We start from the raw sequence: 25,256 nt of genomic DNA on the forward strand, positions 1-25,256 counted from the left end.
GATTATTTGCAAAAAAATGTAATTCAGTATATAATTTGCAAGTCACTAAGGAGGAAAAATATAATGGGAGACGCTATCAAATTAATCGGGATAGTTATTGTTATCATTGGTTTTGCTTTAAAATTTGATACATTAGCTACCGTAGTTGTTGCTGGTATTGTTACAGGTTTAGTTGGTGGAATGTCTATTATGGATATTTTATCAACACTTGGCTCTGCCTTTTTAACAAATAGAACAGCAACATTATTTATTTTAACATTGCCAGTTATTGGATTATGTGAACGTATGGGTCTACGTGATAAGGCCGTTGATTTTATCAGTGGCATTAAAAGTGCGACTACAGGTAGATTATTATCTATTTGGCAAGTTATTCGTACTATTGCTTCTGCATTTTCATTACGTATTGGAGGACATCCACAATTCATTCGTCCTTTAATTAATCCAATGGCACAAGCATGTGCAATTGCTAAATATGGGGAAATTGATGAAAAAACTGAAGATGAAATTAAAGGGATGGCTGCAGGAACAGAAAACTATGGAAATTTCTTTGCTCAAAACTGTTTTATGGGCTCATCAGGAACTTTATTAATTGTTTCGACTTTAAATGAAATCTTCAAATCAAACAATATTGCTCAAGAAGTAACTGCTAATCAAATTGCTTTAAATTCAATTCCAATTGCTGTTATTTCAGTTATTGTGGGTATTGGTTATGCTTTATGGTATGATCGTAAATTAAAAAAACGTTTTGGTAAAAAGCAAGGAGGAGAAAAATAGTATGTTAGAAATAGATTGGAATACAAGTACAATTTTAGCAGAAGTTTTCTATTGTATTATTGGACTTATTTTTGCTTTTACTGGAGTCAATGCTTTAAAAAATAAAGAAGTTGAAAAACGAACAACAACAGCAATCTTTTGGTTTATTTTAGCTATTACTTTCATTGCTGGGCCTTATATTCCTACATGGATTACAGGAGCATGTATTATTGTTTTAGCTATCTTAACTGCTGTTGGTTTAGTACAACCAGCAGCAATGCATATTCCTACTGCTAAAGAAACAAGAGAAAATGCAGATAAATATGGATATAAATCATTTATTCCACCTGTTGTTTTAGCTTTATCAGCAGTAGTTGTGGCTACATTCTTTACAGATTTAGGAGCAAACAATGCCATTGGTATTAGTGCTGCTATTGGTTTAATTGTTGCTTACTTTATTTTCAAACCTAAATTTTCTTTACCATTTAAAGATGGTATTCGTTTAACTGATAATGTAGGAACTACAGGTATTTTACCTCAAGTTTTAGCTGCATTAGGTTCATTATTTACAGCTGCAGGAGTAGGTGCTGTTATTGCTGCAGGAGTAGGTGCTATTATTCCTGAAGGAAATCATTTTATTGCCGTTGCTGTTTATTGTATTGGAATGGCTTTATTTACAATGATTATGGGTAATGGTTTTGCTGCCTTTGCGGTTATTACAGTGGGTATTGGTTATCCATTCTTAATCGCTCAAGGTGCTAATCCGGTTGTTGTTGGTGCTTTAGGTTTAACTGCAGGATATTGTGGTACATTAATGACACCAATGGCAGCAAATTTCAATATTATGCCAGCGGCTTTATTGGAAACAAAAAGTAAATATGCTATAATAATTTCACAATTACCAGTTGCATTAATTATGTTAGCAATACACATTGTTTTAATGTATGTATTAGCTTTCTAGGAGGAAATGAAATGAAATTATTATTAACTGCATTTGATCCTTTTGGAGGAGAAAAAATCAATCCAGCTTTAGAAGCTGTTAAACGTGTTCAAGACAAAATTGGTGATCTTGAAATCGTTAAATTAGAAGTACCAACTGTTTTCTATAAATCAATTGATACAGTTACAAATGCTATTGAAAAAGAACATCCTGATGTCGTTTTATGTATTGGACAAGCAGGTGGAAGATTTGACATAACACCAGAAAGAGTTGCTATCAATATTAATGATGCACGAATTCCTGATAATGAAGGCAATCAACCATTAAGTGGACCAATCTTTGAAGATGGAGAAAATGCTTATTTTTCATCTTTACCAATCAAAGCGATGGTTGCTGAAATTAGAAAAGCAGATATTCCTGCAAGTGTTTCCAATTCGGCAGGAACTTTTGTATGTAATCATCTAATGTATGGTGTTCTTTATACAATTGCTAAAAAATATCCATCAATGTGTGGTGGATTTATGCATGTACCATTTATTACAAGCCAAGTTGTTAATCGTCCAACGAATACACCAAGTTTATCACTTGATACAATTGTTAAAGGAATTGAAGCTGCTTGTAAAGCAATTGCTGAAAATACAGAAGATATTGTTGCTATTGAAGGGCATACACATTAGTTTTCAAAAAAACCAGGGTTAGAAATAATTCTAGTTTTTTTATTTTGTCTAAAATATTTTGTTGAAATTTGTAAGATAATCTATTAAATTATTTATAGGGTTATTCTCATTTGAAAATAACGGAGGGCTTATGTTAGATTCATATCAAAGAAAAATAGATTATATGCGTATTTCCATTACAGATCGTTGTCATTTTCAATGTGCTTATTGTAAAAGTGATCATCCACAAAAATTAAAACATCAAGATATTTTATCTTATGAACAATTATTACTCATTGTTGACCAAGCTATCCAATTAGGAATTAATAAATTTAAAATTACAGGTGGGGAACCAACAATTAGAAAAGATTATCTTTTCTTTATTAAAGAATTAAAGAAAAGAGAGGTAGAAGTAACTTTAACGACGAATGGTTCTTTATTTACTAAAAAAGATTTAGATTGTTTGAAAGAAATAGGAATAGATGGTATTAATTTTTCAATAGATACACTAGATTTAAGAGAATATTTTTTATTGACGCAACAAGATTGTTTGGAAACAGTTTTAGATAATTTGTTTTATGCTTATCAACTTAAAATTCCTGTAAAAATTAATTGTGTGATGGATGATACTTTTCATTTAAAGCGTTTGAATGATCTAATGGATTTGATTAAGGATAAAAAAATTGCAGTGCGTTTTATTGAACTCATGCCTTTAAATAGAGAACAACGAAATCAAAAAATAAAAGATGTTATAAAGTATTTAAAGGAATATCCAATTCAAGAATATCTAGATAAATTAGGAAATGGCCCAGCACATTATTATACGATAGAAGGTTATGCTGGTTATATTGGTTTTATTGAAGCATTACATTATAAGTTTTGCCACCAATGTAATCGTCTTCGTTTAACAAGTACAGGAAAGATCAAGCCATGTTTGTTCTATGAAGAAATGTATGATTTGAAGCCATATCTTAATAATGAAAAACAATTGCGTTTACATCTTGAAAAAGCAATTAAATTAAAACCAAAAGAACATCATTTCGAAGAAAATATTTCTTATACAAGAATGAATGAAATAGGAGGATAATATGGATTTTACACACTTTGATGAAAATGGAAATGCTATTATGGTGGATGTGTCTTCCAAAGACACCACTCAAAGAAGTGCTATTGCTTATGGTGAAATATATGTTGGTAAAAAAATACTTGAGAAAATTGAAAATCATCAAATGAAAAAAGGTGATGTTCTTTCAGTGGCAAGAATTGCTGGAATTATGGCAGTAAAGAAAACGAGTGAGATTATTCCTTTATGTCATCCTTTACTTTTAAGCAAGATTACAGTGGACTTTAATATTAATCATGAAAAAGAAGTGATTGAGACTTATTGTAAAGTTACATGTCTAGGAAAGACTGGGGTTGAAATGGAAGCACTTCATGGCGTGAGTGCAACCTTACTTACGGTTTATGATATGTCGAAGGCTGTTAGTAAAGAAATGGAAATTAAAAATATTCATTTAGTTAGTAAAAGTGGTGGAAAGAGTGGTGATTTTAAGTGGCAGGAAAAGTAAAAGCAATCTGTTTAAGTAAAAAAAAAGGTACAGCAAAAATACCTGTTGAAAAAATTGAAGTTATTGAAAATTATGGTTTTAAAAATGATGCACATGCGGGTTCTTGGCATCGTCAGGTTTCCTTGTTATCTTATGAAACAAGAGAAGCGTTTAAACAAATGGGTTCTACTGTTGAAGATGGTTCTTTTGGTGAAAATTTACTTATTTCAGGAATTGATTTTAATGCAATTGAAGTAGGAACCTGTCTTAAAATTGGTGATGTTATCCTTGAAATTACTCAACTTGGAAAAAGCTGTCATAATCACTGTGCCATTTATCATCAAGTAGGAAAATGTATTATGCCCACAAATGGCTTATTTTCACGTGTTTTAAAAGGAGGAACGATTCAATTGAATGATTCAGTTGAAGTTTTAAAAGAAAAAGATAAACGTTTACGTGTGGCAATTTTAACACTTTCTGATAAAGGTAGTCAGGGCTTAAGAGAAGATTTAAGTGGTCCTTACATCCAAGATTATTTTAAAGAAAGAGGCTATTATGTCACTTCTTATGAAATTCTTCCTGACGAACAAGCTTTAATTGAACAAGCATTGATTAATTTATCAGATCGTTGTCATAATGATTTGATTATTACCACTGGTGGAACAGGATTAAGTATGCGAGATGTTACTCCAGAAGCCACACTAAAAGTAGCAACACGAAATGTACCGGGTATTAGTGAAGCAATTCGCTATGAATCAATGAAATATACTAATCGTGCCATGCTTTCAAGAGGCGTATCTATTTTAAGAAATCAAACATTGATTATTAATTTGCCAGGAAGTTTAAAAGCTGTTAAAGAAAGTTTAGATATTATTATTGATCCTTTAAAACATGGCTTAGAAATTTTAAAAGGAGAGGCACATGATTGTGCTCGAAATGATGGTTGATTTATCACCTCTTTATATTTCTTTAAAAACAGCAATTATTACAATTATCATTACTTTCTTTTTCGGTTTATTTCTTGCAAAATGGACATTGAATCGAAAACATGATTTAACGAAAATTATTTTAGATGGTATTTTTACCATGCCTCTTGTTTTACCACCAACTGTTATGGGATTTTTCTTACTAATGATCTTTGGGGTTAATCAACCGATTGGAAAACTTTTCTTCCATGTTTTTCATTATAAAATTGCTTTTAGTTTTTCAGCAACAGTTATTGCTGCTGTCGTGATTTCTTTTCCTCTAATGTATCGTAGTGCCAAAGCGGCCATGGAACAAGTAAATCATGATTTGATTGATGCAGGAAGAACACTAGGAATGTCAGAAAAGCGCATTTTCTTTACAGTCATTTTACCTGAAGCTATGCCAGGTATTATTAGTGGGGGTGTTCTATCTTTTGCAAGAGGTTTAGGGGAATTTGGAGCAACGGCTATGCTTGCAGGAAATATAGTTGGAAAAACAAGAACTTTACCTTTAGCGGTCTATAGTGAAGTTATGTCAGGAAATTACGATAATGCAGGTGTTTATGTTTTTATTATCGCTGTTATTTGCTTAATAGCTGTTATTGGTGTCAATATTTATCAATACTCTCTTAAGAAAAAAAGGAGTTTTTAGATGAAATTAGAAGTTGTAATTTTTAAAAAATTGGCAGAATACGATTTAGATGTCTGTTTTGAAAGTCATGAAGACCGACTTGTCTTAATGGGACCAAGTGGAAGCGGTAAGAGTATGGTTTTAAAATGTATTGCTGGAATTATAACACCGGATGCAGGACGTATTGTTTTAGATGATGAAGTTTTATTTGACAGCAATTTAAAAATTAATATTTCCCCACAAAAAAGAAAAATAGGATATATGTTTCAAAATTACGCATTATTTGACCATATGAATGTTTATCAAAACATTGCTGCTCCTTTAAAAGCACGTCACGAAGATAAACAAGTGATTAAAGAAAAAGTTCAACAAATCATGGAAGACTTTCAAATAGATGATTTACAAAAAAGATATCCTCGTCAGCTTTCAGGAGGACAGAAACAACGTGTTGCTTTAGCACGTTTACTTGTTTATGATACAAAGATTGTTTTGTTAGATGAACCTTTTAGTGCTTTAGACGAAACACTGAAAGAACAGTTACTTAATGAAACAAAGAAAAAACTTGTTGAGTATCAAAAAAAATGTCTGTTTGTAACACATAGTCCAAAGGAAATAGAAATGATGTGTGGTAATAAATTAAAAATAAAAAGGGGGAGATTGGAAAAATGAAAAAGTTATTAAGTTTAATGTGTAGTTTATTAATAATTGTTACTTTATGTGGCTGTTCCTCAACTCAAGATCAACAAGAAGAAGTAACATTGACACTTGCTGCTGCTGCAAGTTTGGAAAATGTGTTTGAAGATAAACTTATTCCTGAATTTGAAAAAGAAAATCCAAGTATCAAAGTGCAAGGAGTTTATGATTCAAGTGGTAAATTACAAATTCAAATTGAACAAGGATTAAAGGCAGATGTTTTCTTTTCTGCAGCAACAAAACAAATGGATGCTCTAGTTGATGAAAAATACATCAATGATAAAGATGTTGTTAATTTATTAGAAAATAAACTTGTTTTAATTACAGGAAAACAAACTACAACAGAAGTTAAAGATTTTGCGGATATTGCAAAAGCAGAAACAATTGCTATTGGTGATCCTGAAGTTGTACCTGCTGGTCAATATGCAAAAATGGCATTAACTCATTTAGGATTATATGATGCTTTAACTTCAAAATATAGTTTAGGTGGAAACGTTACTGAAGTGTTAAACTGGGTTGCTTCTTCTTCAAGTGAAGTAGGTATTGTTTATTCAACGGATGCTAAAAGCAGTAAAGATGTAAAAGTTCTTGCAACATGTGAAAATAGTTTATTAGCTGAACCTGTTATTTACCCAGTTGCAAAACTTGCTCAAACAAAACATAGTGATGAAACTGAAAAATTCATAAAATTCATTCAAAAGAAATCTTCTTTAAAACAATTTGAAAATTACGGGTTTACTGTTAATAAATAATATGAAAGAAATTAAAACAGAAGATGCTATTGGCAGTGTTCTCTGCCATGACATCACAGAAATTGTAAAAGACCAAAGAAAAGGTCCTCGTTTTAAGAAGGGCCATATTATTAAAGAAGAAGATATTGAAGTATTATTGAATTTAGGAAAAGAACATCTTTATGTTTTTGAAAAAGATGAAACAATGATGCATGAAAATGATGCAGCAGAAATATTATGTAATCTTTGTTTCAATGAATATATGAAAAAAAGCGCTATTAGTGAAGGAAAGATTAAACTTACAAGTACAATTGATGGATTGTTTAAAGTAAATCGAGAAGAACTTTTTAAGGTCAATTCTTTTGGACAAATGATGATTGCGACAAGACAAGGTAATGTACCTGTAAAAAAAGGGGATAAACTTGCAGGCATGCGTATTATTCCACTTGTTATTGAAAAAGAAAAGATGCAACAAATCCAAGAAATAGTTCAAAAACCTATTTTAAAAATCATGCCTTATCAAATAAAAACAGCAGGAATTATTACCACAGGTTCAGAGGTTTATAAAGGGAGAATTAAAGACACATTTACGCCAGTCATCGTAGAAAAATTAAAAGAATACGGGGTGGAAGTTATTTACCATAGTTTATCACTAGATGATCATGAAATGACAACTAGTAAAATCAATGAAGCCTTAAAACAAGGAGTGGATCTTGTTTTATGTACAGGAGGAATGTCTGTTGATCCTGATGATAAAACGCCACTGGCGATAAAAAATACAGGTGCAAAAATTATAAGCTATGGAGCACCTGTTCTTCCTGGAGCAATGTTTTTATTAAGTTATAAAGGCGATGTTCCGATTGTTGGATTACCAGGATGTGTCATGTATTCACGTCGAACAATTTTTGATGTTGTTTTACCAAGACTTCTTGCTAAAGATTTAATTACCAGTGATGAACTTGCCTTGCTTGGTGAAGGAGGACTTTGTTTAAATTGTCCTATTTGCACTTTTCCAAATTGTGGACTTTCGAAAGGATAAAAATGACCTATAAAAATCCACAGAAATTTGATTTAAAGATTCGTCTTTATAACCAAGAAAAAAGCTTTGGTAAAGGTGTTTATGAACTGATGAAAAAAACACAAAGTTTTGGTTCCTTATCAGGAGCTTACAAAGATATGAAAATGTCAAATTCAAAGGCATGGAAAATTTTAAAAAGAGCGGAAGAGGATTTAGACATGCCTCTTGTTGAACGTATTAGTGGTGGTAAAGATGGCGGTGGCAGTAAACTTACTCAAGAAGGCGAAGAATTGTTAGAAAAGTATGAAAAATTTATTCAAGAAATGAATGAATATGCAGGTGCTCGGTTTAAGGAGATTTTTGAAGATGAATAAACAGGAATATTTAATTATTACTTTTCATTCATTAGATGATGCAATGGATTTAGATGCTAAACAAACTATTTCAATGCAAGGACGTCTTATTCCTAAACCATCTGTTATTGATGCAGGATGTGGCATGTGTTTTTCTTGTCAAAATAAAGAAATGGAAAAGTGGAAGATTTTTCTTGAAGAAAATCAAATTCATTATGAAAAAATAGTAAAGGTTGTGTTTTAAATGAAAGAAAAACTTTATTGTAAAAGTGGTGGCTGTAGTGCTAAATTAGGCGCTAAAAAATTAACTCATATTTTAGAAAAAATCGATAAATATCCCAATTCTAATTTACTTGTTGGCTTTGATAGTCATGATGATGCCTCTGTTTATCAAATCAATGAACATCAAGCCATTGTTTCAACACTTGATTTCTTTCCACCAATGGTAGAAGATCCTTATTTATTTGGACAAATTGCAGCAACGAATGCTTTAAGTGATGTTTATGCTATGGGTGGAACTCCTTTGACAGCGTTAAATATTGTTTGTTTTAACGATCAAGATGATTTAAATATTTTAGGAAAAATCATTGAAGGTGGAAATGATAAACTAAAAGAAGCAAAAGTTGTTTTATCAGGAGGACATTCCATCAAAGATGAATCAACAAAATATGGCTTAAGTGTTACCGGAATAGTAGATCCAAATAAAATGATTCAAAATAATGGTGTACAAGTGGGAGATACATTAATTCTTACTAAAAAATTAGGAGTAGGATTGACATTAAATGCTTATCGTTTAAATGATGCACGTCAAGAAATACTTGATGAGGTTTTTAAGAGTATGACAACACTTAATAAATATGCATTCGATGTTTTAAATAAATATACACTTCATGCTTTAACGGACGTGACCGGTTTTGGGCTCCTTGTTCATTTAGATGAAATGCTCAATGAAAAGGCAAGTGCCTTTTTAGATAAAAAAAGTATTCCTTATTTTAAGGATTGTCCTTATTATGTTGATGAATTTTATTTAAGTGGAGGCGCTCAGCATAATCGTAATGCAATGAAAAATAAAGTTTGTTTTGACGAGGAAAACTTTATTTTAGAAGAAATTCTTTATGATCCACAAACAAGTGGAGGACTTCTTGCCAGTGTTGCAAGTGATGATATAGAAAATATTTTAAATGATTTTAACCAAGCAGGACTTGCTTGTTATGTGATTGGTAAAATCGTTGAAAAAGATCAATTTAATATTTATGTACGTTAGGAGATTATTATGGAAATTTTAGATGCTCGAGGACTTGAATGTCCATTACCAGTTGTTAAAACAAAGGAATTATTAAAAGAAATTGATAAAGTAAAAGTACTTGTTGATAATGAGATTGCGATTGAAAATTTAACAAAATTTGCAGGAGTAAGACATTATCAAATTGTTACAGGTGATGACGGAGATGATTTTTATGCAATTATTGCTAAAGAAGATATTGATGAAGAATTAGATTTTAATGAAAAAAGTGGAGATGTTGTTGTTATTTCAAGTGAAACAATGGGAAATAATGAAGAACTTGGTGCTATTTTAATGAAATCATTTATTTTTGCACTTACAAAACAAGATCAGTTACCTAAAGGAATGATTTTTTATAATGAAGGTATTTTCCTTACTACAAATGAGGGAGATATTTTAAATGATTTAAAATATCTTGAAAGTCAAGGTGTTGATATTGTAAGTTGTGGAACATGTCTCGATTTCTTTAAACGTAAAGAGTTGTTACAAGTAGGAACTGTTACAAATATGTATGATATTGTTGAAAGAATGGAGAAGGCTGAAAAAATTATTAAGCCATAAAAGATAAATGAAAGATTTAGTTATTGTAAGAGGTGGTGGCGATATTGCTACAGGGACCATTTATAAACTTTTTAAATGTGGATTTAAAGTCTTGATTTTAGAAATTGAAAAACCTAGTGCCATTCGAAGAAATGTTGCTTTTTGTGAAGCTATTTACGATACGCAAAAACAAGTAGAAGACGTCACTTGTTATCTAGCACATGACTATAATGAAGCAAAACAATTTTTAACGGAAAATAAAGTGACGTTATTGATTGATCCAGAGGCTAAAGCCATTGATTATTTCAAGCCAGAGGTTGTTGTTGATGCCATTCTTGCCAAAAAGAATTTAGGAACAACAAAAAAGATGGCTCCAATTACCATTGCTTTAGGTCCGGGATTTATGGCAGGTAAAGATGTTGATGTTGTTATTGAAACGATGCGAGGGCATAAACTTGGAAGACCGATTTATCAAGGAACTGCTTTAAAAAATACAGGTGTACCAGGAGTCATTAAAGGTTATGGAAAAGAACGTGTTATCCATTCTCCTAATGCAGGAACTGTAAAACATGTAAGGCATTTAACAGATATTGTTAAAAAAGGTGAAGTGATTGCTTACGTTGATCAAACACCGATTTATGCGACAATGGATGGATTACTTCGTGGCTTAATTAAAGAAGGTTTTGTAGTCACTCAAGGTTTTAAAATGGCAGATATTGATCCACGTGAAGATGAATATGAAAATTGTTTTACTATTTCCGATAAAGCACGCTGCATTGCTGGTGGAGTCATTGAGGCAATCTTTTATTTAAAAGGACATAGAAATGATTTATCTTGATCAAGCAGCAACCAGTTTTCCTAAAATTAAAGAAGTTCAAGATGCAGTAATTGATTGTATGAATCATTGTACCAATGCGAATCGTTCTACCAGTACGACAAGTTTAAATGCGAGTCGTTTGATTTATCAAACACGCAAACTTATTAAAGAATATTTTCATGTACCTCAAGATGGATGCGTGGTCTTAAATAGTGGAAATACAGAAAGTCTCAATACATGTATTAAAGGTATTCTCAAAAAAGGTGATCACGTGATTACGACCTACGCAGAACATAACAGTGTTTTAAGACCGCTTTATCAATTAGAAAAAGCGAATATTATTACCTTATCTATTACCTCACCTACAGTAGAGGGTATTAAAAAACATCTTCAAAAAAAGACAAAAATGATTATTGTAACACATAGTTCCAATGTGACGGGTGAAATTTATCCAATTGCTGAAATTGGAAAACTAGCGCACGAAAATGGTATTTTGATGATGAGTGATATTGCTCAAAGTGCGGGACATCTTCTCATTGATATGGAAAAGATGAATTTAGATATTTTATGTTTTAGTGGTCATAAAGGGTTGCTTGGAAATAGTGGAGTTGGTGGTTTTTGTTTAGCTCAATCTATAGAAATGGAACCTTTAATAAGTGGTGGAACAGGAATGGATTCTTTTAATCATTTTCAAAGTGATTACTACCCTGAACATGTTGAAGCAGGAACACGTAATATGACAGGAATTGTTTCTTTAAAGGCAGGGGTTTGTTATTTAATGAAATATCAAGATGAAAAATCAAAATACACAAATGAATTAGTTGAATTTTTATATGATGGTTTAAAAAATATTCCACAAGTTGTTTTATATGGTGATTTCAAAGAAAGAACACCAATTCTTGCATTTAATATACAAGGAATGGATAGTTTTCAAGTGGCCGATCTTTTAAATAATAAGTATGATATTGCGATTCGTTGCGGTACTCATTGTGCACCTTTGATGCATCAACATCTCAATACAGTGAAAAGTGGAATCGTAAGAGTATCACTTTCATTTATGAATACAAAAGAAGAAATACAATTTTTCATCAAAGCAATTAAAGAAATTAGTGAGGGTAATTATGATAATTAGTGTTATTGGTTCAGGTGGAAAGACAACAAAAATAAAACAGTTAAAAGATCAATACTTAAAAGAAGGTAAGACTGTTTTAATGACAACTTCTACTCATATGAAAATTGAAGAAAATACACTAGTCGATCCGAGTTATGAAGAAATTATAAATGAAATTAAAAAGCGTGGCTACGTACATGCAGGTAGCAAAGCCAAAAATCAAAAAATTAAAGCTTTAGATGATGAAGTGTTAGAAAGATTAAAAAAAGAAATAGATGTAATTTTAATTGAAGCTGATGGTTCTCATGGATTACCTTTAAAATATCCAAGAAATAATGAACCTGTTGTAGACAAAGATAGTAATGAAATTATTTTAATTACTTCTTTAAAGGGACTTGGAAAACCTGTTCAAGATGTTGTTCATGGTTATCAAGAAATGAAAATTGATGGAAATCAAAAAGTAGATAGTCTTTTTATTCAACAACTTATCAACATCTATTTAGAAAAAATTAAAAAATATAATGTTCCCATAGAAATTCAAGTGAATGAAGCAAGTTCGCTTTATGAAAAAGCACTAGCTTCGTTATTAGAAAATCAAAAGGAAGTAACACTTATTAATGAAGAATGGTTCTTACCACAACCGAAACTTGTTATTTTGGGTGCAGGACATGTGAGCCAATATGTAAGTAAACTTGCTTCTATGTTGGATTTCTATACGATTGTTATTGATGAAAGAAAAGAATTTGCATGTAAAGAATTATTTCCAGAAGCAAATGAAATTCATTGTGTTTCTTTTGATAAAGCTGATTCCTATTTTCCTAAGGAAGCAAATACATGTTATGTCATTGTGACAAGAGGACATAAAGATGATCGTTTGTGTTTAAAAAAGACACTTTTTCGACAAAGTCTTTATGTAGGAATGATTGGAAGCAAGAAGAAAGTTAGACAAACCTATGATGCTTTATTAGAAGAAGGGTATCAACAAGTTGAACTTGATAAAGTACATGCCCCTATTGGACTTCCAATAAAAGCGGTAACCCCTGCAGAGATTGCCGTCAGTATCATGTCTGAAATTATAGCTATTAAAAATGAACATCAATATTCAAGTATAACAAGTGACTTATTAGAAGTACAAGGTGATGGTGTTTTATGTATTATTATTGATAAAAAAGGATCAACACCACGTACAGTTGGTAGTATGATGTTTGTCAATGAAAAAGGAATTATTGGTTCTATTGGTGGGGGAAGAGAAGAATATCAAGCTATTTTAGATGCTAAGAATTGTCATCAGGTAATGATGAAACATTATGAATTAAATAATAGCGAAAGTGCCAATTTAGGAATGATTTGTGGAGGAAGTAATGATGTTTTATTTCTTCCTATAAAGCAGCATTAGCTGCTTTTTTTATGTCTATAAATCTATTTTTTTGTATTATCTTGATGAAAAAATAGAGTTATGCTACAATTTTCTTGTTTTTAGAAGGTTAATTTAAATATGAGGGAGAGAATATGGAGAAAAAAGAGTATACAAGTCCTTATGATTTTGAAGGGAAAATTCCTTTAAAACAGGCAATTATTTTAGGTTTACAACACGTTCTAGCAATGTTCGTTGGTAACTTAACACCCGTACTTATTATTACGGGAGCTTGTGCTGCAACGCATGATGCAGATGTATTTGCTGCAATCCAAGTTTCGCTTTTACAAAATGCAATGCTTATTGCCGGTGTCGTTACTTTAGTGCAATTATTTTCAATAGGTCCTATTGGTGGGAAAGTCCCAATTATCATGGGAACAAGTTCAGGATTTATTGGCGTTTTCCAAAGTGTAGCTCATGTTATGGGTGGTGGTGTTTTAGGTTATGGTGCCATTATGGGAGCAAGTATTATTGGTGGTTTATTTGAAACGGTTTTAGGTTTTCTTTTAAAACCATTGCGTCGTTTCTTTCCATCTGTTGTTACAGGAACAGTTGTTTTATCGATTGGTTTATCTTTAATTGGTGTTGGTGTTGCTTCTTTCGGGGGAGGAAGTAGCGCTAAAGATTATGGATCAGTAGAAAATCTTTTGATTGGTTTATTTGTTTTAGTAGTTATTTTAGCTTTTAAGCATGGTACAAAAGGAATGCTAAGTAATTCGGCTGTTTTAATTGGAATTGTTTGTGGTTATGTTTTATGTATGGTTTTACCATTGTTTATTTCAACAACAGGTGTTGCCAGTGATGGAACAGAGTTTGTTAAATCATGGGTTTTAAATTGGGATAAGGTGGCTCAAGCAAAATGGTTTGCTTTACCAAAACTCATGCCAGTAAAACCGGTTTTTGATTTAAGAGCAATCCTACCAGTTTTAATTATGTTTGTTGTTACAGCTGTTGAAACTGTTGGTGATATTTCTGGTGTTATGGAAGGTGGAATGTCAAGAGAAGCTACAGACCAAGAATTATCAGGTGGTGTTATCTGTGATGGTATTGGTTCATCTATTGCTGCTTTATTTGGTGTTTTACCAAATACATCTTTTTCACAAAATGTTGGGTTAGTAACAATGACTAAAATTGTCAATCGTTTTGCTTTAGCGTGTGGTGCGATTTTCCTAATTATTTGTGGTTTATTTCCTAAATTAGCGGCACTTGTTTCAATTATGCCTCAATCAGTATTAGGTGGAGCAGCAGTCATCATGTTTTCATCGATTGTTATGTCTGGTGTTCAATTGATTACCAAAGAACCTCTTACTGCTCGTTCAATGACAATTGTCTCAGTTGCTTTAGGATTAGGTTATGGTATAGGTGCAAATAGTGCAATTTTAGCACAACTTCCACAAGCAATTCAAATGATTTGTGGAGAATCAGGAATTGTACCTGCTGCTTTTGTAGCAATTATTTTAAATATTTTATTACCAAAAGAAAAACAATAAAGGAGGGCTTTCTTTGTTATCGATTAGAAATTATGTGCGACCTCAAACAATTGAGGAAGCTTATGAATATGCAAAAAAACCGCTGAGTGTTGTTTTAGGTGGTACGTTATGGCTTAAAATGCAAAATAGAAATGTTAATTTTGCTATTGATTTATCTGATTTGCATTTAGATCAAATTGAAGAAATAGATGATGAAATACATATTGGTGCTATGGTTACTTTAAGAGAACTTGAAACAAATGAACAATTAAACCATTTTACACAAGGAGCTATTAAAGAAAGTGTGCGTCATATTGTCGGTGTCCAATTTAGAAACTTAGCGACAATTGGCGGATCTATTTATGGAAGGTTTGGTTTTTCTGATGTTTTAACACTTTTTATGGCGCTTGATTGTGAGGTAGAACTTTATCCAACTGGGCGGGTTTCTATCAAAGAATTTGCAAATATGAAATTTACAAAAGATATTCTTACAAAAGTTATTATTAAAAAAGTACCAACAAAAGTGGTTTATTTATCACAAAGAAATATTTCAACGGATTTTCCAGTTTTAACTTGTGCTGTAAGCTGTGTTGATCAACATTATACATGTATCATTGGAGCTAGACCTTTACATGCTGTAGCATTTAATGGAAATAGTTATTTTGAAACAGGTATTACTGAAGAAAATATTCAAAATTTTACAAAATGTGTTTTATCAGAATTAAAATTAGGAAGCAATTCAAGAGCATCTAAAGAATATCGTCAAAAGATTGCAAAAGTTTTAATAAAAAGAGCTTTTCTTCAATTAAAGGAGGATGTATATGGAAATTAAATTAACTTTAAATGGAGAAAGAATTGTACAAGATATAGAACCTGATTTATTACTTATTGATTTTGTGAGAAAAAATGGTTGCTATAGTGTTAAACGTGGTTGTGATACAAGTAATTGTGGATTATGTACGGTTTTATTAAATGATAAACCAGTGCTTTCATGCAGTGTTCTTGCAATGCGTGCAAATGGTGCAAAAGTAGTTACTTTAGAAGGATTGCAGGAAGAAGCAAAGCCACTTGCAACATTTATTGCTAGTCAAGGAGCTGAACAATGTGGTTTTTGTAATCCTGGATTTATGATGAATACACTTGCTTTATTAAAAGAAAATCCTCATCCAAGTGATGATGATATTAAAGAATTTTTAGCTGGAAATTTATGTCGTTGTTCAGGTTATGAAGGACAACTTAGAGGAATAAAAAACTACCTAAACTATCTTGAAGAAAAGGGGAATGAATAATGGCTTATAAACATATTGAAAAACCGGTCATGAAAAAAGATGCGATGAATCTTTTGCTTGGTAAACCTGTTTATGTAGATGACATAACAAGTCAAGACTGTTTAGTTGTTAAAGTGTTAAGATCACCACATGCTCATGCTTTGATTGAAGAAATTGATGTTTCTAAAGCTCAAAAAATCCCAGGTATTGAAGCTGTTTATACGTATAAAGATGTTCCTCAAAAACGTTTTACCATGGCAGGTCAAACATCTCCGGAACCAAGTCCTTATGATCGTTTAATTTTAGATCAAAGAGTTCGTTTTGTAGGAGATGCTGTTGCTATTGTTGCTGGTATTAATGAAAAGGTTGTTGATCGTGCTTTAAAAATTATTAAAGTAAAATATCAAGTTTTAACACCTGTTCTTGATTTTACGAAAGCAAAAGATAATAGCATCTTAGTTCATCCTGAAGAAAATTGGAAAGCTTTATGTCCAGTAGGCGCTGATAATCAAAGAAATCTTGTGGCAACAGATTCTTCAAGTCAAGGTGATTTAGAAAAAGTGTTTGCTTCTTGTGATCAAGTCATTGAAAGAACCTATCATACAAGAGCAAACCAACAAGCAATGATGGAAACTTTTAGAACGTATTGTGAAATCGATCCTTATGGAAGACTTCATGTTATTTCTTCCACTCAAATTGTTTTCCATTGTCGAAGAATTCTTGCTAACGCATTAGATATTCCTCAATCGAAAATTCGTGTTGAAAAACCAAGAATTGGAGGAGGATTTGGGGCTAAACAAACTGTTGTAGCTGAAGTTTATCCTGCTTTTGTAACATGGATGACCAAGAAACCTTCTAAAATGATTTATAGTCGAAAAGAATCACAAATTGCCTCTACACCACGTCATGAAATGCAAGTGACTGTTAAATTAGGAGCAATGAATGATGGAACAATTCGAGCAATGGACGTTTATACTCTTTCAAATAGTGGTGCTTTTGGTGAACATGGACCAACAACAGTAGGGTTATCGGGACATAAATCGATTCCACTTTATACAAATAATCTAGAAGCCTTTAAATTTTCTTATGATGTTGTTTATACCAATTGTCAAGCGGCTGGTGCCTATCGTGGCTATGGCGCTACGCAAGGACTTTTTGCGGTAGAATCGATTGTTAGCGAAATGGCAGGCATTTTAGGTATTGATCCTGTGGCTATTCGAGAAAAGAATATGGTTAGACAAGGTCAAACAATGGGGGCTTATTATAATGAGGTTGCTCAAGCATGTACACTAGACAAATGTATGGATCATGCTAAAAAACTTTTTGATTGGGAAAACAAATCAAAGGTACGCGTCTTAGAAAACGGTAAAATTAGAAGTGCTGGAGTAGCCATGGCCATGCAAGGATCTGGTATTTCAGGGGTTGATGTGGGTTCTGCTACATTAAAACTTGAAGACGATGGTTATTATACACTTCATATAGGCGCAGCCGATATGGGAACAGGTTGTGACACCATTCTTGCACAAATGGCAGCTGAGTGTTTAGACTGTGATGTTGACCATATTGTTGTCTTTGGGGCAGATACAGATATTTCACCTTATGATTCAGGTTCTTATGCTTCTTCAACAACTTATGTAACAGGAAAGGCAGTAGAGCAAGCTTGTGAAAAATTAAAAAATAATTTATGTGATCTTGCTTTACAAACATTCCATTGTGAAAAAGAAGATGTTGAATTCACCTCACAAGGTGTTAAAAATTTAAAGACAAACGAACTTTTAACTTTAAAGGAGCTTGCTTTAAAAGCAATGTGTGGAAATAATATTGAAACACAAGTTACAGTTACACATTCATCTCCAGTTTCACCACCACCTTATATGGTAGGGATGGTTGAAATTGAACTTGATAAAGAAACAGGACAAGTTGATATTCTTGATTATGTTGCTGTTGTCGATTGCGGTACTGTTATTAATACAAATTTAGCACGTGTTCAAACAGAAGGTGGCTTAGTTCAAGGAATTGGTATGGCTCTTTATGAAGATGTTCAATATACAAAACGTGGAGCTATTCCTGAAAACTCTTTTATGCAATATAAAATTCCTACACGTTTGGATATGGGGAAAATTAGAGTTGAATTTGAAAGTAGCTATGAACCAACTGGTCCATTTGGTGCAAAATCGATAGGTGAAATTGTTATTAATACACCATCTCCTGCAATTGCCAATGCTATCTATCGAGCAACAGGTAAATATCTAAAGGATCTTCCAATGACTCCTGAAAAAATCTTAATGGCAATTGATGAGTAATGAAAACATATATTATTTATTTAGCGGCTGGAAATAGTCGTCGTTTTAAGGAAGATAAGTTACATGCGCTTTTTAAAGGAAAAGAGCTTTATCTTTATGGAATTGATACTTTGAAACAATTATTAAAATATCGTAATGATATAGAAATTATCGTTGTTTCTAATACAATTGATACACAAGAAAAAGGTATTCATAGTTATAAAAGCCCTTTAAGTGAAAAAGGAATTTCCTATTCTATTAAAGCTGCTTTAGATCATATCAATCAAAAAGATGACTATCAAATGATGTTTATGGTTGCCGATCAACCCTATCTTTCTTATCAAACACTTAATAAGATGATTGATATATTTAATCAATCATCTTATTCTATATGTTCTTTAATGTTTAAAGATAGAGTTGGAAATCCGGTAATTTTTTCTAAAGACTATTTCAATGAGTTATATTCTTTAAAAGAAGATCAAGGAGGACGAACGATTGTTAATAAATATCCTCAAAAATGTTTTTATTTTATAATTGAAAATGAAAAAGAACTATATGATATTGATTATCAAAGTGATCTACAAAAATTTATAAAGGAAGAAGAATATGATTGAATATGCTAAATTAGAAGATAAAGAAGAAATCTATAATTTGATTTGTATTTTAGAAAATAAAGAAATTAATAAAGAACACTTTGATTGTGTTTTTGAAAGTTCATTAAAAGATGAAGATATTATTTATTTAGTTTATCGAGATAAAAAAATTGAAGGATTTCTAAGTTTTAAAATACATCATTATCTACATCATGATCGTGATACAGGTGAAATTGTAGAGTTGGTTGTTTTGCCAGAAAAAAGAAATTTGAAAATTGGTAAACAATTGATTGAAAAAATTGAAGAGATTGCTAAAGAAAAACAACTTGAACAAATTGAACTTTCTACTTCTACTTATCGTAAAGATGCGCATCGCTTTTATGAAAGACAAGGCTATGAAAAATTACATTATAATTATACGAAAGCACTAGATGACTAACCGTCATCTTTTTTTCACATCTTTTACACATAGTCATGCTACAATAAAGTTAAAGAGGTGGTAGTAATGTATAAAGCGTTGATGATTGAAGATCATAAAGAAGTAAGAGACTTTGTTAAAGAGTATTTTGATCATAAAGAAATAGAAGTTATAGAAGCTCAAAATGGTTATGAAGGATTAGCAATATTAGATGATACAATCGATATCATTTTACTTGACATCATGATGCCTGGAATCGATGGCTATGAAGTTTGTAAACAAATTAGAAGTCAATATAATACACTCATCGTTTTTATAAGTGCTTTATCAGAAGATGAAAACCAATTAAAAGCTTATGAATATGGGGCAGATGATTATATTACTAAACCATTTAAACCTTCTTTATTGTATGCAAAATGTTTAGCACTTTTAAAAAGAAATAAAAAGATTGAAACGAATCAACTTCAATCAGGAAAAGTGATTTTGGATTTAGACAAACATATTTTAGTGATTGAAGAAAATAATATTGTTTTAACCGATAAAGAATTTAAACTTCTTCGATACTTAATGGAAAATCAGGGAATTGTTTTATCAAGAGAAAAAATTTTAGATGCTTTATGGGGCTATGATTATTATGGTGATGGACGAGCAGTAGATACGTATATAAAACGTTTAAGGAAACGATTGGGAAAATATTCTTATTATATTCAAACTATTGTTAAAACTGGATATGTGTGGAAAGGAGAAGAATTATGAAAAGAATAAGAAGCATTCAGTTTAAGGTGTTTATTTGTTTGTTTATTTCTTTTATGGTTGTTTTTGGATATATTGTAAAAACTAAATATGATCAAAGTTTTAATGAACTCCTTTATTACAGTCAAAGTAGTACTTCAGATGACTATATAAATTATTGTACAGCTATTTCTAATAAAAATGGAGAGTATAGAGAGTTTGATTTAGATAAGATAAAACAAGGGTTAAGTGAATTACCTAAAGATGATTCAACTAAAATATATCTTTTAGATACTTATGGAAATCCAATCGAACAATACGGATATGAAAAAGATGATCATTTACTTATTGTACATGATCCTTTTGTAGAAATTAATGAGAGTGATGTAGATACAGATTATTCTGATGATTTCTATGATGCACGTTATTATATTGATTTGTCATCTTTATCAAGTGAACAATATCAGTTATTAATAGAAACAATTAAAGATGTTGAAAAAAATAAATATGATGATATTCATTTATACTTTGAAGGACAAATTGAAGAATTAAAGAACTTTAAAGATACAGCACAATCAACATATAATACAAAAAATCGGTATTATAAGGTTAAACCGACTTTTATACATTATAATACAGATATCTTTGGTCAAAAAAAAGGAAATACTGTTGAAGCATTTTATGAAGCCTATGTAGAAAATGGCGAAGTACATTTAAAGAAAAGTGAAGAGGAAGTTTATGGGGATACAAGAGTTTCTACATCAAAAATAAATGAATTATCTAAAAAGGCTGTAAATGAACATTTTTCAAATGTCTATATACGTTTGGCTACTTTTTTAGATAAAGATTCAGTTACTGCAGAGATAGCTAATAAAAAATCAGATGAAATTGCTACATCTATTAAAGAAGGAACATTAACTTATGCCACTTTTACACAAGTATTAGAAGATTATTCTTATTTTGGACGTCTTCTTCCTTTGGATAAAGAAGGTGGTTATTCTGAAGGTCAAGAGCCAGCACCTAAAGCATTTATTGCCATTTTTTATAATTTTCAAAATAGAGGATTTCATCAGTTGAGAGATGAGTTATTGAGTGAAAATTTACTTTCATTTTTAGGAGGGTTCTTATTTATTGTTTTATTTTCATATTTCATTTCTTATATGACAACAAGACGTATTAAAGAAATTGATCGTGTTGCAATGGAAATTGCAAATAATAATTTTGAGGGTATCTTAGATACAAAAGGGCATGATGAATTATCATCTTTATCAAGTCATATTAATACAATGTCATCAAACTTAAAAAGAAATATAGATGCATTGAATTTAGAAATAGATCAAGTGAAGAAGATGGAACAATTAAGGAAAGAATTTATTGCTCAATTTACTCATGAGATTAAAACACCTCTTGCTATTATTAATGGAAATATTGATTTATTAGAAAATGTAGAGGATTTAGAAAAAAAAGATAAGTATATAGAGGTTATCAATAAAGAAATTGCTGTTATTAATGATTTAGTATTACAAATGTTAGATTTATCAAAACTTGAAGCAAAGGCGATTACTTTAGATAAAAAAGAAATTGATTTAAGAGAGCTAACTGAAGATATTATTGATGATTATGAACAATTATTAATGGATAAAAAATTAAAGATAGAAATACAAGGAGAAGATGTTTTAATTGTAGGTGATAGAAAACGAATAGAAATGGTTATTCAAAATTATTTATCAAATGCAATCAAACATGCATTTATTAATAGTACGATCAAAATTAAAATCAAAGAAAATGAATTTTCGATTGAAAATAAGGGAAAACAAATTGATGAAAATAGAATGGACACTATTTGGGAATCTTTTGTCAGTGATGATCAAAAAGGGACAGGTTTAGGTCTTGCAATCGTTAGAAATATTTTAGAACTTCATGAAATGAGTTATGGAGTTTATAATTTACAAGGCGGTGTAGAGTTTTATTTTAGATGGAAAAAATAAATGAAAACCCTTTCTTTTAAAAAGAGTTATAGAATCGTTAAAAAAGTCTTCTTTTTTTCATAAATTAGTTCCATTTAATGAAAAAAAAGCATATAATAGTCATTGCTTAAAGGAGAGATAGTAATGAATATAATTTTAATGGGTCCACCAGGTGCTGGTAAAGGAACTCAAGCTGCTAAATTGGTGGAAAAATATGGTTTAAAACAAATTTCTACAGGTGACTTATTTAGAAAAGCAATTAAAGAAGAAACAAAATTTGGTGTTATTGCTAAATATTTTATTTCTTTTGGTTATTTAGTGCCAGATGATTTTACAATTCAAATGATTCAAGAATATTTAGAAGAAAATATTAACACTGAAGAATTTAAAAATGGTTTCATCTTAGATGGTTTCCCAAGAACAATCATTCAAGCTAGAAAATTAGCTGATATTTGTTCAATGTTCAATTTTAAAATTGATGCTGTAATCAACTTAGATATTCCTGAAGATGTATTAGTTAAACGTTTATCAGGAAGAAGAACTTGTGCTGATTGTGGTAAATCATATCATATCGTTTACAATCCACCTAAAAAAGAAGGTGTTTGTGACGCATGCGGTGGAGAATTAACACAACGTTCTGACGAAAGTGAAGAAGCAGTTCAAGTACGTATTGATACTTACAATAAACAAACAAAACCTTTAATTGATTACTACACAATGTTAGGTGAACTTACTAATGTTGACGGAAATCAATCAATGGATGAAGTTGCTGAAGAAATCTATAAAGTATTAGATAATTTAAAATAGAAGCTCACGCTTCTATTTTTTTTTCATAAAATGAAATAAGCTTTCTTGTATAGACCTCTATGTTATAATGAATATATCAAAAAATGGAGGATATAAAAATGAGTAAAAAACCCGTAAAAATTGTAACAATTGGTGGAGGAAGTAGTTATACACCAGAATTAATGGAAGGATTTATCAAAAGATATGATGAACTTCCAATCAAAGAAATTTGGCTTGTCGATATTGAAGATGGGAAAGAAAAACTAGAAATCGTTGGTAAAATGGCACAACGTATGTGGGATGCTTCTCCTTATGATGTTAAAGTTCATTTAACATTAGATCGTAGAGAAGCATTAAAAGATGCTGATTTCGTTACAACTCAATTTAGAGTTGGTTTATTAAATGCTCGTATTAAAGACGAAAGAATTCCATTTAGCTATGGTATGTTAGGTCAAGAAACAAATGGTGCTGGAGGTATGTTTAAAGCTTTAAGAACGATTCCAGTTATTTTATCAATCGTTGAAGATATGAAAGAATTATGCCCAGATGCTTGGCTTGTTAACTTTACAAATCCATCAGGAATGGTTACAGAAGCAGTTATGAGATTTGGTAAATGGGATAAAGTCATTGGTTTATGTAATGTTCCTGTTGGAGCAATGTTAGATGAACCAAAAACAATTGGTAAAACTTTAGATCAATTAACTTATAAATTTGCTGGATTAAACCATTTCCATTGGCATAAAGTATATGATGAAAATGGTAAAGAAGTGACTAAAGATATCATTGAAGCAATGTATGAAGGAAAAGATATGGGAATTCCTGCAAACATTCATGATATTCCATTCTTTAAAGAACAATTACTTCAAATGAATATGATCCCATGCGGATATCATAGATATTATTATCGTGAAGAAGAAATGTTGGCTCATGGTTTAGAAGAATATAATGATCCTAAGGTAGGAACTCGTGGACAACAAGTACAACAAACAGAACATGAGTTATTTGAATTATATAAAAATCCAGATTTAGATCATAAACCAGAACAATTAGCAAAACGTGGAGGAGCACATTATTCAGATGCGGCTTGTGAAACAATTGCTTCAATCTATGGAAATAAATTATCACATATCGTAGTAACAACTAAAAATAATGGATCTGTCCCAGACTTACCAGCTGACTGTGCAGTAGAAGTTTCATCTTATATTGGTTCAACAGGAGCAAGAGCTATTGCCTTTGGGTCATTACAACCAGCTCAAAGAGGATGGTTACAATGCATGAAAAACATGGAATTATGTGTTGAAGAGGCAGCTGTAACAGGAGATTATGGATTATTAATGCAAGCATTCATTTTAAATCCACAAACAGTATCAGGACAAAAAATGGTTAATGTTTTAAATGAATTATTGATTGCTCATGAAAAATATTTACCACAATTTGCAGATAAGATTGCCGAGTTAAAAGCATCAGGTGTTACCATCAAAGATGATGTTGCACGTGAATTAACTGAAAAAGGTTTATAAAAAAGGCGGAAGCCTTTTTTATTTTATGGTATGATGTTACAGGTGATTATTATGGAAGAATTTTCAAGAACAGAATTATTAATAAAAAAAGAAGGAATAGAGTCCTTACAAAACAGTACGGTTGCTATTTTTGGTGTTGGTGGTGTGGGTGGTTTTGTCGTTGAAGCACTCGCACGTGCTGGTGTAGGGACACTTCATATCATTGATCATGATACGGTTTCTATTTCCAACTTAAATAGACAAATCATAGCAACACATCAAACGATTGATCGAAAAAAAGTAGATGTTATGAAAGAACGTATTTTATCTATTAACCCTTATTGCAATGTTAAAATCTATGATGATTTCTTTTTACCAGAAACAGCAAACCATTTTCCATTTGATGAATTTGATTATATTGTAGATGCTGTAGATACTGTTACTGCTAAAATCAAACTTGTAGAAATATCTCAAGAAAAAAAGATTCCTATTATTTCTTCAATGGGAACAGGAAATAAATTAGATCCTACAAAATTAGAAGTAACAGATATTTATAAAACTTCTATTTGTCCACTTGCTAGAGTTATGAGAAGGGAACTTAAGAAAAGAAAAATACCTGCTTTAAAAGTTGTTTATTCTACAGAAAAGCCCATTGAAACAGATGCACCTGTAGATCCTGAGACACATAAAAAAACACCTGGTAGTATTTCTTTTGTACCAAGTTGTGCAGGCTTGATCATTGCAAGTGTTGTTGTAAGAGACTTACTACATATAAAGTAGAAAGAAGGTGA

The 25,256-nt window shown here is 31.2% G+C and carries 28 protein-coding genes; all 28 read left to right on the forward strand.

The window, feature by feature from the left end; genetic code table 11:
• The first annotated feature begins 63 nt into the window (after positions 1 to 63).
• The 28 genes from Fi14EGH31_RS07475 (at position 64) to Fi14EGH31_RS07610 (ending at position 25,245) form a co-directional block, all read left to right on the forward strand.
• Positions 64 to 774 carry a DUF969 domain-containing protein gene (locus tag Fi14EGH31_RS07475; protein ID WP_107029390.1) on the forward strand — a complete coding sequence of 237 codons (711 nt, stop codon included), beginning with the start codon at positions 64 to 66 and terminating at the stop codon, positions 772 to 774.
• A 1-nt stretch (position 775) separates the two neighbouring features.
• On the forward strand, positions 776 to 1,714 hold the full coding sequence (locus Fi14EGH31_RS07480; protein WP_107029391.1) for a DUF979 domain-containing protein: 939 nt from the start codon (positions 776 to 778) through the stop codon (positions 1,712 to 1,714).
• A gap of 11 nt (positions 1,715 to 1,725) precedes the next feature.
• Positions 1,726 to 2,370, forward strand: coding sequence for a pyroglutamyl-peptidase I (gene pcp / locus Fi14EGH31_RS07485; protein WP_022002525.1), 645 nt, complete (start codon positions 1,726 to 1,728; stop codon positions 2,368 to 2,370).
• 130 nt (positions 2,371 to 2,500) lie between these two features.
• Positions 2,501 to 3,436, forward strand: a complete 936-nt coding sequence (locus tag Fi14EGH31_RS07490; RefSeq protein ID WP_022002524.1) for a GTP 3',8-cyclase MoaA — start codon at positions 2,501 to 2,503, stop codon at positions 3,434 to 3,436.
• Position 3,437: 1 nt separating this feature from the next.
• On the forward strand, positions 3,438 to 3,917 hold the full coding sequence (moaC, locus tag Fi14EGH31_RS07495) for a cyclic pyranopterin monophosphate synthase MoaC (protein WP_107029392.1): 480 nt from the start codon (positions 3,438 to 3,440) through the stop codon (positions 3,915 to 3,917).
• Positions 3,902 to 4,843, forward strand: a complete 942-nt coding sequence (locus Fi14EGH31_RS07500) for an MOSC domain-containing protein (protein WP_022002522.1) — start codon at positions 3,902 to 3,904, stop codon at positions 4,841 to 4,843. Before moaC ends, Fi14EGH31_RS07500 begins: the two co-directional genes overlap by 16 nt.
• A complete protein-coding gene (gene modB, locus Fi14EGH31_RS07505) occupies positions 4,818 to 5,513 on the forward strand; it encodes a molybdate ABC transporter permease subunit (protein WP_233541235.1) in 696 nt (231 codons plus the stop codon). Before Fi14EGH31_RS07500 ends, modB begins: the two co-directional genes overlap by 26 nt.
• Positions 5,514 to 6,161: an ATP-binding cassette domain-containing protein gene (locus Fi14EGH31_RS07510; protein ID WP_117832175.1), complete on the forward strand. Its 648-nt coding sequence runs from the start codon at positions 5,514 to 5,516 to the stop codon at positions 6,159 to 6,161.
• Positions 6,158 to 6,937 (forward strand): molybdate ABC transporter substrate-binding protein, encoded by a 780-nt coding sequence (gene modA / locus Fi14EGH31_RS07515; protein ID WP_117832177.1) that lies wholly within the window; start codon positions 6,158 to 6,160, stop codon positions 6,935 to 6,937. The genes Fi14EGH31_RS07510 and modA overlap by 4 nt, the downstream gene beginning before the upstream one ends.
• Position 6,938: 1 nt before the next feature.
• Complete coding sequence (locus Fi14EGH31_RS07520) at positions 6,939 to 7,955, forward strand: molybdopterin-binding protein (protein WP_117832179.1); 1,017 nt, start codon at positions 6,939 to 6,941, stop codon at positions 7,953 to 7,955.
• 2 nt (positions 7,956 to 7,957) lie between these two features.
• Positions 7,958 to 8,308 carry a winged helix-turn-helix domain-containing protein gene (locus tag Fi14EGH31_RS07525; RefSeq protein WP_200765328.1) on the forward strand — a complete coding sequence of 117 codons (351 nt, stop codon included), beginning with the start codon at positions 7,958 to 7,960 and terminating at the stop codon, positions 8,306 to 8,308.
• The gene (locus Fi14EGH31_RS07530; protein ID WP_200765329.1) at positions 8,301 to 8,531 is read left to right on the forward strand and encodes a DUF3343 domain-containing protein; all 231 of its coding nucleotides are present in this window, start codon (positions 8,301 to 8,303) and stop codon (positions 8,529 to 8,531) included. Before Fi14EGH31_RS07525 ends, Fi14EGH31_RS07530 begins: the two co-directional genes overlap by 8 nt.
• Positions 8,532 to 9,551, forward strand: a complete 1,020-nt coding sequence (selD, locus tag Fi14EGH31_RS07535) for a selenide, water dikinase SelD (protein WP_200765330.1) — start codon at positions 8,532 to 8,534, stop codon at positions 9,549 to 9,551. It abuts the gene before it with no gap.
• 9 nt (positions 9,552 to 9,560) lie between these two features.
• The gene (gene yedF / locus Fi14EGH31_RS07540) at positions 9,561 to 10,130 is read left to right on the forward strand and encodes a sulfurtransferase-like selenium metabolism protein YedF (protein ID WP_200765331.1); all 570 of its coding nucleotides are present in this window, start codon (positions 9,561 to 9,563) and stop codon (positions 10,128 to 10,130) included.
• 7 nt (positions 10,131 to 10,137) lie between these two features.
• Positions 10,138 to 10,947, forward strand: a complete 810-nt coding sequence (gene yqeB / locus Fi14EGH31_RS07545; RefSeq protein WP_117864543.1) for a selenium-dependent molybdenum cofactor biosynthesis protein YqeB — start codon at positions 10,138 to 10,140, stop codon at positions 10,945 to 10,947.
• Entirely contained in the window at positions 10,934 to 12,058 is a 1,125-nt protein-coding gene (locus tag Fi14EGH31_RS07550; protein ID WP_200765332.1) for an aminotransferase class V-fold PLP-dependent enzyme, read from the forward strand. The genes yqeB and Fi14EGH31_RS07550 overlap by 14 nt, the downstream gene beginning before the upstream one ends.
• The gene (gene yqeC, locus Fi14EGH31_RS07555; protein WP_200765333.1) at positions 12,048 to 13,433 is read left to right on the forward strand and encodes a selenium cofactor biosynthesis protein YqeC; all 1,386 of its coding nucleotides are present in this window, start codon (positions 12,048 to 12,050) and stop codon (positions 13,431 to 13,433) included. Before Fi14EGH31_RS07550 ends, yqeC begins: the two co-directional genes overlap by 11 nt.
• 113 nt (positions 13,434 to 13,546) lie before the next feature.
• Positions 13,547 to 14,941, forward strand: coding sequence for a uracil-xanthine permease family protein (locus tag Fi14EGH31_RS07560; protein ID WP_117792768.1), 1,395 nt, complete (start codon positions 13,547 to 13,549; stop codon positions 14,939 to 14,941).
• Between the two features lie 13 nt (positions 14,942 to 14,954).
• Positions 14,955 to 15,752 (forward strand): FAD binding domain-containing protein, encoded by a 798-nt coding sequence (locus tag Fi14EGH31_RS07565; protein WP_200765334.1) that lies wholly within the window; start codon positions 14,955 to 14,957, stop codon positions 15,750 to 15,752.
• Entirely contained in the window at positions 15,742 to 16,209 is a 468-nt protein-coding gene (locus Fi14EGH31_RS07570) for a (2Fe-2S)-binding protein (protein ID WP_107029404.1), read from the forward strand. Before Fi14EGH31_RS07565 ends, Fi14EGH31_RS07570 begins: the two co-directional genes overlap by 11 nt.
• Complete coding sequence (locus Fi14EGH31_RS07575) at positions 16,209 to 18,491, forward strand: xanthine dehydrogenase family protein molybdopterin-binding subunit (RefSeq protein WP_200765335.1); 2,283 nt, start codon at positions 16,209 to 16,211, stop codon at positions 18,489 to 18,491. Before Fi14EGH31_RS07570 ends, Fi14EGH31_RS07575 begins: the two co-directional genes overlap by 1 nt.
• Positions 18,491 to 19,084 (forward strand): nucleotidyltransferase family protein, encoded by a 594-nt coding sequence (locus Fi14EGH31_RS07580; RefSeq protein WP_200765336.1) that lies wholly within the window; start codon positions 18,491 to 18,493, stop codon positions 19,082 to 19,084. Before Fi14EGH31_RS07575 ends, Fi14EGH31_RS07580 begins: the two co-directional genes overlap by 1 nt.
• Complete coding sequence (locus Fi14EGH31_RS07585) at positions 19,077 to 19,502, forward strand: GNAT family N-acetyltransferase (protein WP_117787540.1); 426 nt, start codon at positions 19,077 to 19,079, stop codon at positions 19,500 to 19,502. The genes Fi14EGH31_RS07580 and Fi14EGH31_RS07585 overlap by 8 nt, the downstream gene beginning before the upstream one ends.
• A 66-nt stretch (positions 19,503 to 19,568) precedes the next feature.
• Complete coding sequence (locus Fi14EGH31_RS07590) at positions 19,569 to 20,237, forward strand: response regulator transcription factor (RefSeq protein ID WP_117828968.1); 669 nt, start codon at positions 19,569 to 19,571, stop codon at positions 20,235 to 20,237.
• Complete coding sequence (locus tag Fi14EGH31_RS07595; protein WP_200765337.1) at positions 20,234 to 22,201, forward strand: HAMP domain-containing sensor histidine kinase; 1,968 nt, start codon at positions 20,234 to 20,236, stop codon at positions 22,199 to 22,201. Before Fi14EGH31_RS07590 ends, Fi14EGH31_RS07595 begins: the two co-directional genes overlap by 4 nt.
• Before the next feature lie 123 nt (positions 22,202 to 22,324).
• Positions 22,325 to 22,987 (forward strand): adenylate kinase, encoded by a 663-nt coding sequence (locus Fi14EGH31_RS07600; RefSeq protein WP_107029409.1) that lies wholly within the window; start codon positions 22,325 to 22,327, stop codon positions 22,985 to 22,987.
• A gap of 98 nt (positions 22,988 to 23,085) precedes the next feature.
• Positions 23,086 to 24,486 carry a 6-phospho-beta-glucosidase gene (locus Fi14EGH31_RS07605; RefSeq protein ID WP_022002501.1) on the forward strand — a complete coding sequence of 467 codons (1,401 nt, stop codon included), beginning with the start codon at positions 23,086 to 23,088 and terminating at the stop codon, positions 24,484 to 24,486.
• 51 nt (positions 24,487 to 24,537) lie between these two features.
• Positions 24,538 to 25,245 carry a tRNA threonylcarbamoyladenosine dehydratase gene (locus Fi14EGH31_RS07610; RefSeq protein WP_200765338.1) on the forward strand — a complete coding sequence of 236 codons (708 nt, stop codon included), beginning with the start codon at positions 24,538 to 24,540 and terminating at the stop codon, positions 25,243 to 25,245.
• Positions 25,246 to 25,256 lie beyond the last annotated feature (11 nt).

This window comes from Faecalibacillus intestinalis (assembly GCF_015097455.1).
Lineage (GTDB): Bacteria > Bacillota_I > Bacilli_A > Erysipelotrichales > Coprobacillaceae > Faecalibacillus > Faecalibacillus intestinalis.

What these genes read in the sequence shown, in the direction of transcription:
- Fi14EGH31_RS07475 (WP_107029390.1), top strand. Translation starts at nt 64, where the DNA reads ATGGGAGACGCTATCAAATTAATCGGGATAGTTATTGTTATCATTGGT.
- Fi14EGH31_RS07480 (WP_107029391.1), top strand. Translation starts at nt 776, where the DNA reads ATGTTAGAAATAGATTGGAATACAAGTACAATTTTAGCAGAAGTTTTC.
- pcp (WP_022002525.1), top strand. Translation starts at nt 1,726, where the DNA reads ATGAAATTATTATTAACTGCATTTGATCCTTTTGGAGGAGAAAAAATC.
- Fi14EGH31_RS07490 (WP_022002524.1), top strand. Translation starts at nt 2,501, where the DNA reads ATGTTAGATTCATATCAAAGAAAAATAGATTATATGCGTATTTCCATT.
- moaC (WP_107029392.1), top strand. Translation starts at nt 3,438, where the DNA reads ATGGATTTTACACACTTTGATGAAAATGGAAATGCTATTATGGTGGAT.
- modB (WP_233541235.1), top strand. Translation starts at nt 4,818, where the DNA reads ATGATTGTGCTCGAAATGATGGTTGATTTATCACCTCTTTATATTTCT.
- Fi14EGH31_RS07510 (WP_117832175.1), top strand. Translation starts at nt 5,514, where the DNA reads ATGAAATTAGAAGTTGTAATTTTTAAAAAATTGGCAGAATACGATTTA.
- modA (WP_117832177.1), top strand. Translation starts at nt 6,158, where the DNA reads ATGAAAAAGTTATTAAGTTTAATGTGTAGTTTATTAATAATTGTTACT.
- Fi14EGH31_RS07520 (WP_117832179.1), top strand. Translation starts at nt 6,939, where the DNA reads ATGAAAGAAATTAAAACAGAAGATGCTATTGGCAGTGTTCTCTGCCAT.
- Fi14EGH31_RS07525 (WP_200765328.1), top strand. Translation starts at nt 7,958, where the DNA reads ATGACCTATAAAAATCCACAGAAATTTGATTTAAAGATTCGTCTTTAT.
- Fi14EGH31_RS07530 (WP_200765329.1), top strand. Translation starts at nt 8,301, where the DNA reads ATGAATAAACAGGAATATTTAATTATTACTTTTCATTCATTAGATGAT.
- selD (WP_200765330.1), top strand. Translation starts at nt 8,532, where the DNA reads ATGAAAGAAAAACTTTATTGTAAAAGTGGTGGCTGTAGTGCTAAATTA.
- yedF (WP_200765331.1), top strand. Translation starts at nt 9,561, where the DNA reads ATGGAAATTTTAGATGCTCGAGGACTTGAATGTCCATTACCAGTTGTT.
- yqeB (WP_117864543.1), top strand. Translation starts at nt 10,138, where the DNA reads ATGAAAGATTTAGTTATTGTAAGAGGTGGTGGCGATATTGCTACAGGG.
- Fi14EGH31_RS07550 (WP_200765332.1), top strand. Translation starts at nt 10,934, where the DNA reads ATGATTTATCTTGATCAAGCAGCAACCAGTTTTCCTAAAATTAAAGAA.
- yqeC (WP_200765333.1), top strand. Translation starts at nt 12,048, where the DNA reads ATGATAATTAGTGTTATTGGTTCAGGTGGAAAGACAACAAAAATAAAA.
- Fi14EGH31_RS07560 (WP_117792768.1), top strand. Translation starts at nt 13,547, where the DNA reads ATGGAGAAAAAAGAGTATACAAGTCCTTATGATTTTGAAGGGAAAATT.
- Fi14EGH31_RS07570 (WP_107029404.1), top strand. Translation starts at nt 15,742, where the DNA reads ATGGAAATTAAATTAACTTTAAATGGAGAAAGAATTGTACAAGATATA.
- Fi14EGH31_RS07575 (WP_200765335.1), top strand. Translation starts at nt 16,209, where the DNA reads ATGGCTTATAAACATATTGAAAAACCGGTCATGAAAAAAGATGCGATG.
- Fi14EGH31_RS07580 (WP_200765336.1), top strand. Translation starts at nt 18,491, where the DNA reads ATGAAAACATATATTATTTATTTAGCGGCTGGAAATAGTCGTCGTTTT.
- Fi14EGH31_RS07585 (WP_117787540.1), top strand. Translation starts at nt 19,077, where the DNA reads ATGATTGAATATGCTAAATTAGAAGATAAAGAAGAAATCTATAATTTG.
- Fi14EGH31_RS07590 (WP_117828968.1), top strand. Translation starts at nt 19,569, where the DNA reads ATGTATAAAGCGTTGATGATTGAAGATCATAAAGAAGTAAGAGACTTT.
- Fi14EGH31_RS07595 (WP_200765337.1), top strand. Translation starts at nt 20,234, where the DNA reads ATGAAAAGAATAAGAAGCATTCAGTTTAAGGTGTTTATTTGTTTGTTT.
- Fi14EGH31_RS07600 (WP_107029409.1), top strand. Translation starts at nt 22,325, where the DNA reads ATGAATATAATTTTAATGGGTCCACCAGGTGCTGGTAAAGGAACTCAA.
- Fi14EGH31_RS07605 (WP_022002501.1), top strand. Translation starts at nt 23,086, where the DNA reads ATGAGTAAAAAACCCGTAAAAATTGTAACAATTGGTGGAGGAAGTAGT.
- Fi14EGH31_RS07610 (WP_200765338.1), top strand. Translation starts at nt 24,538, where the DNA reads ATGGAAGAATTTTCAAGAACAGAATTATTAATAAAAAAAGAAGGAATA.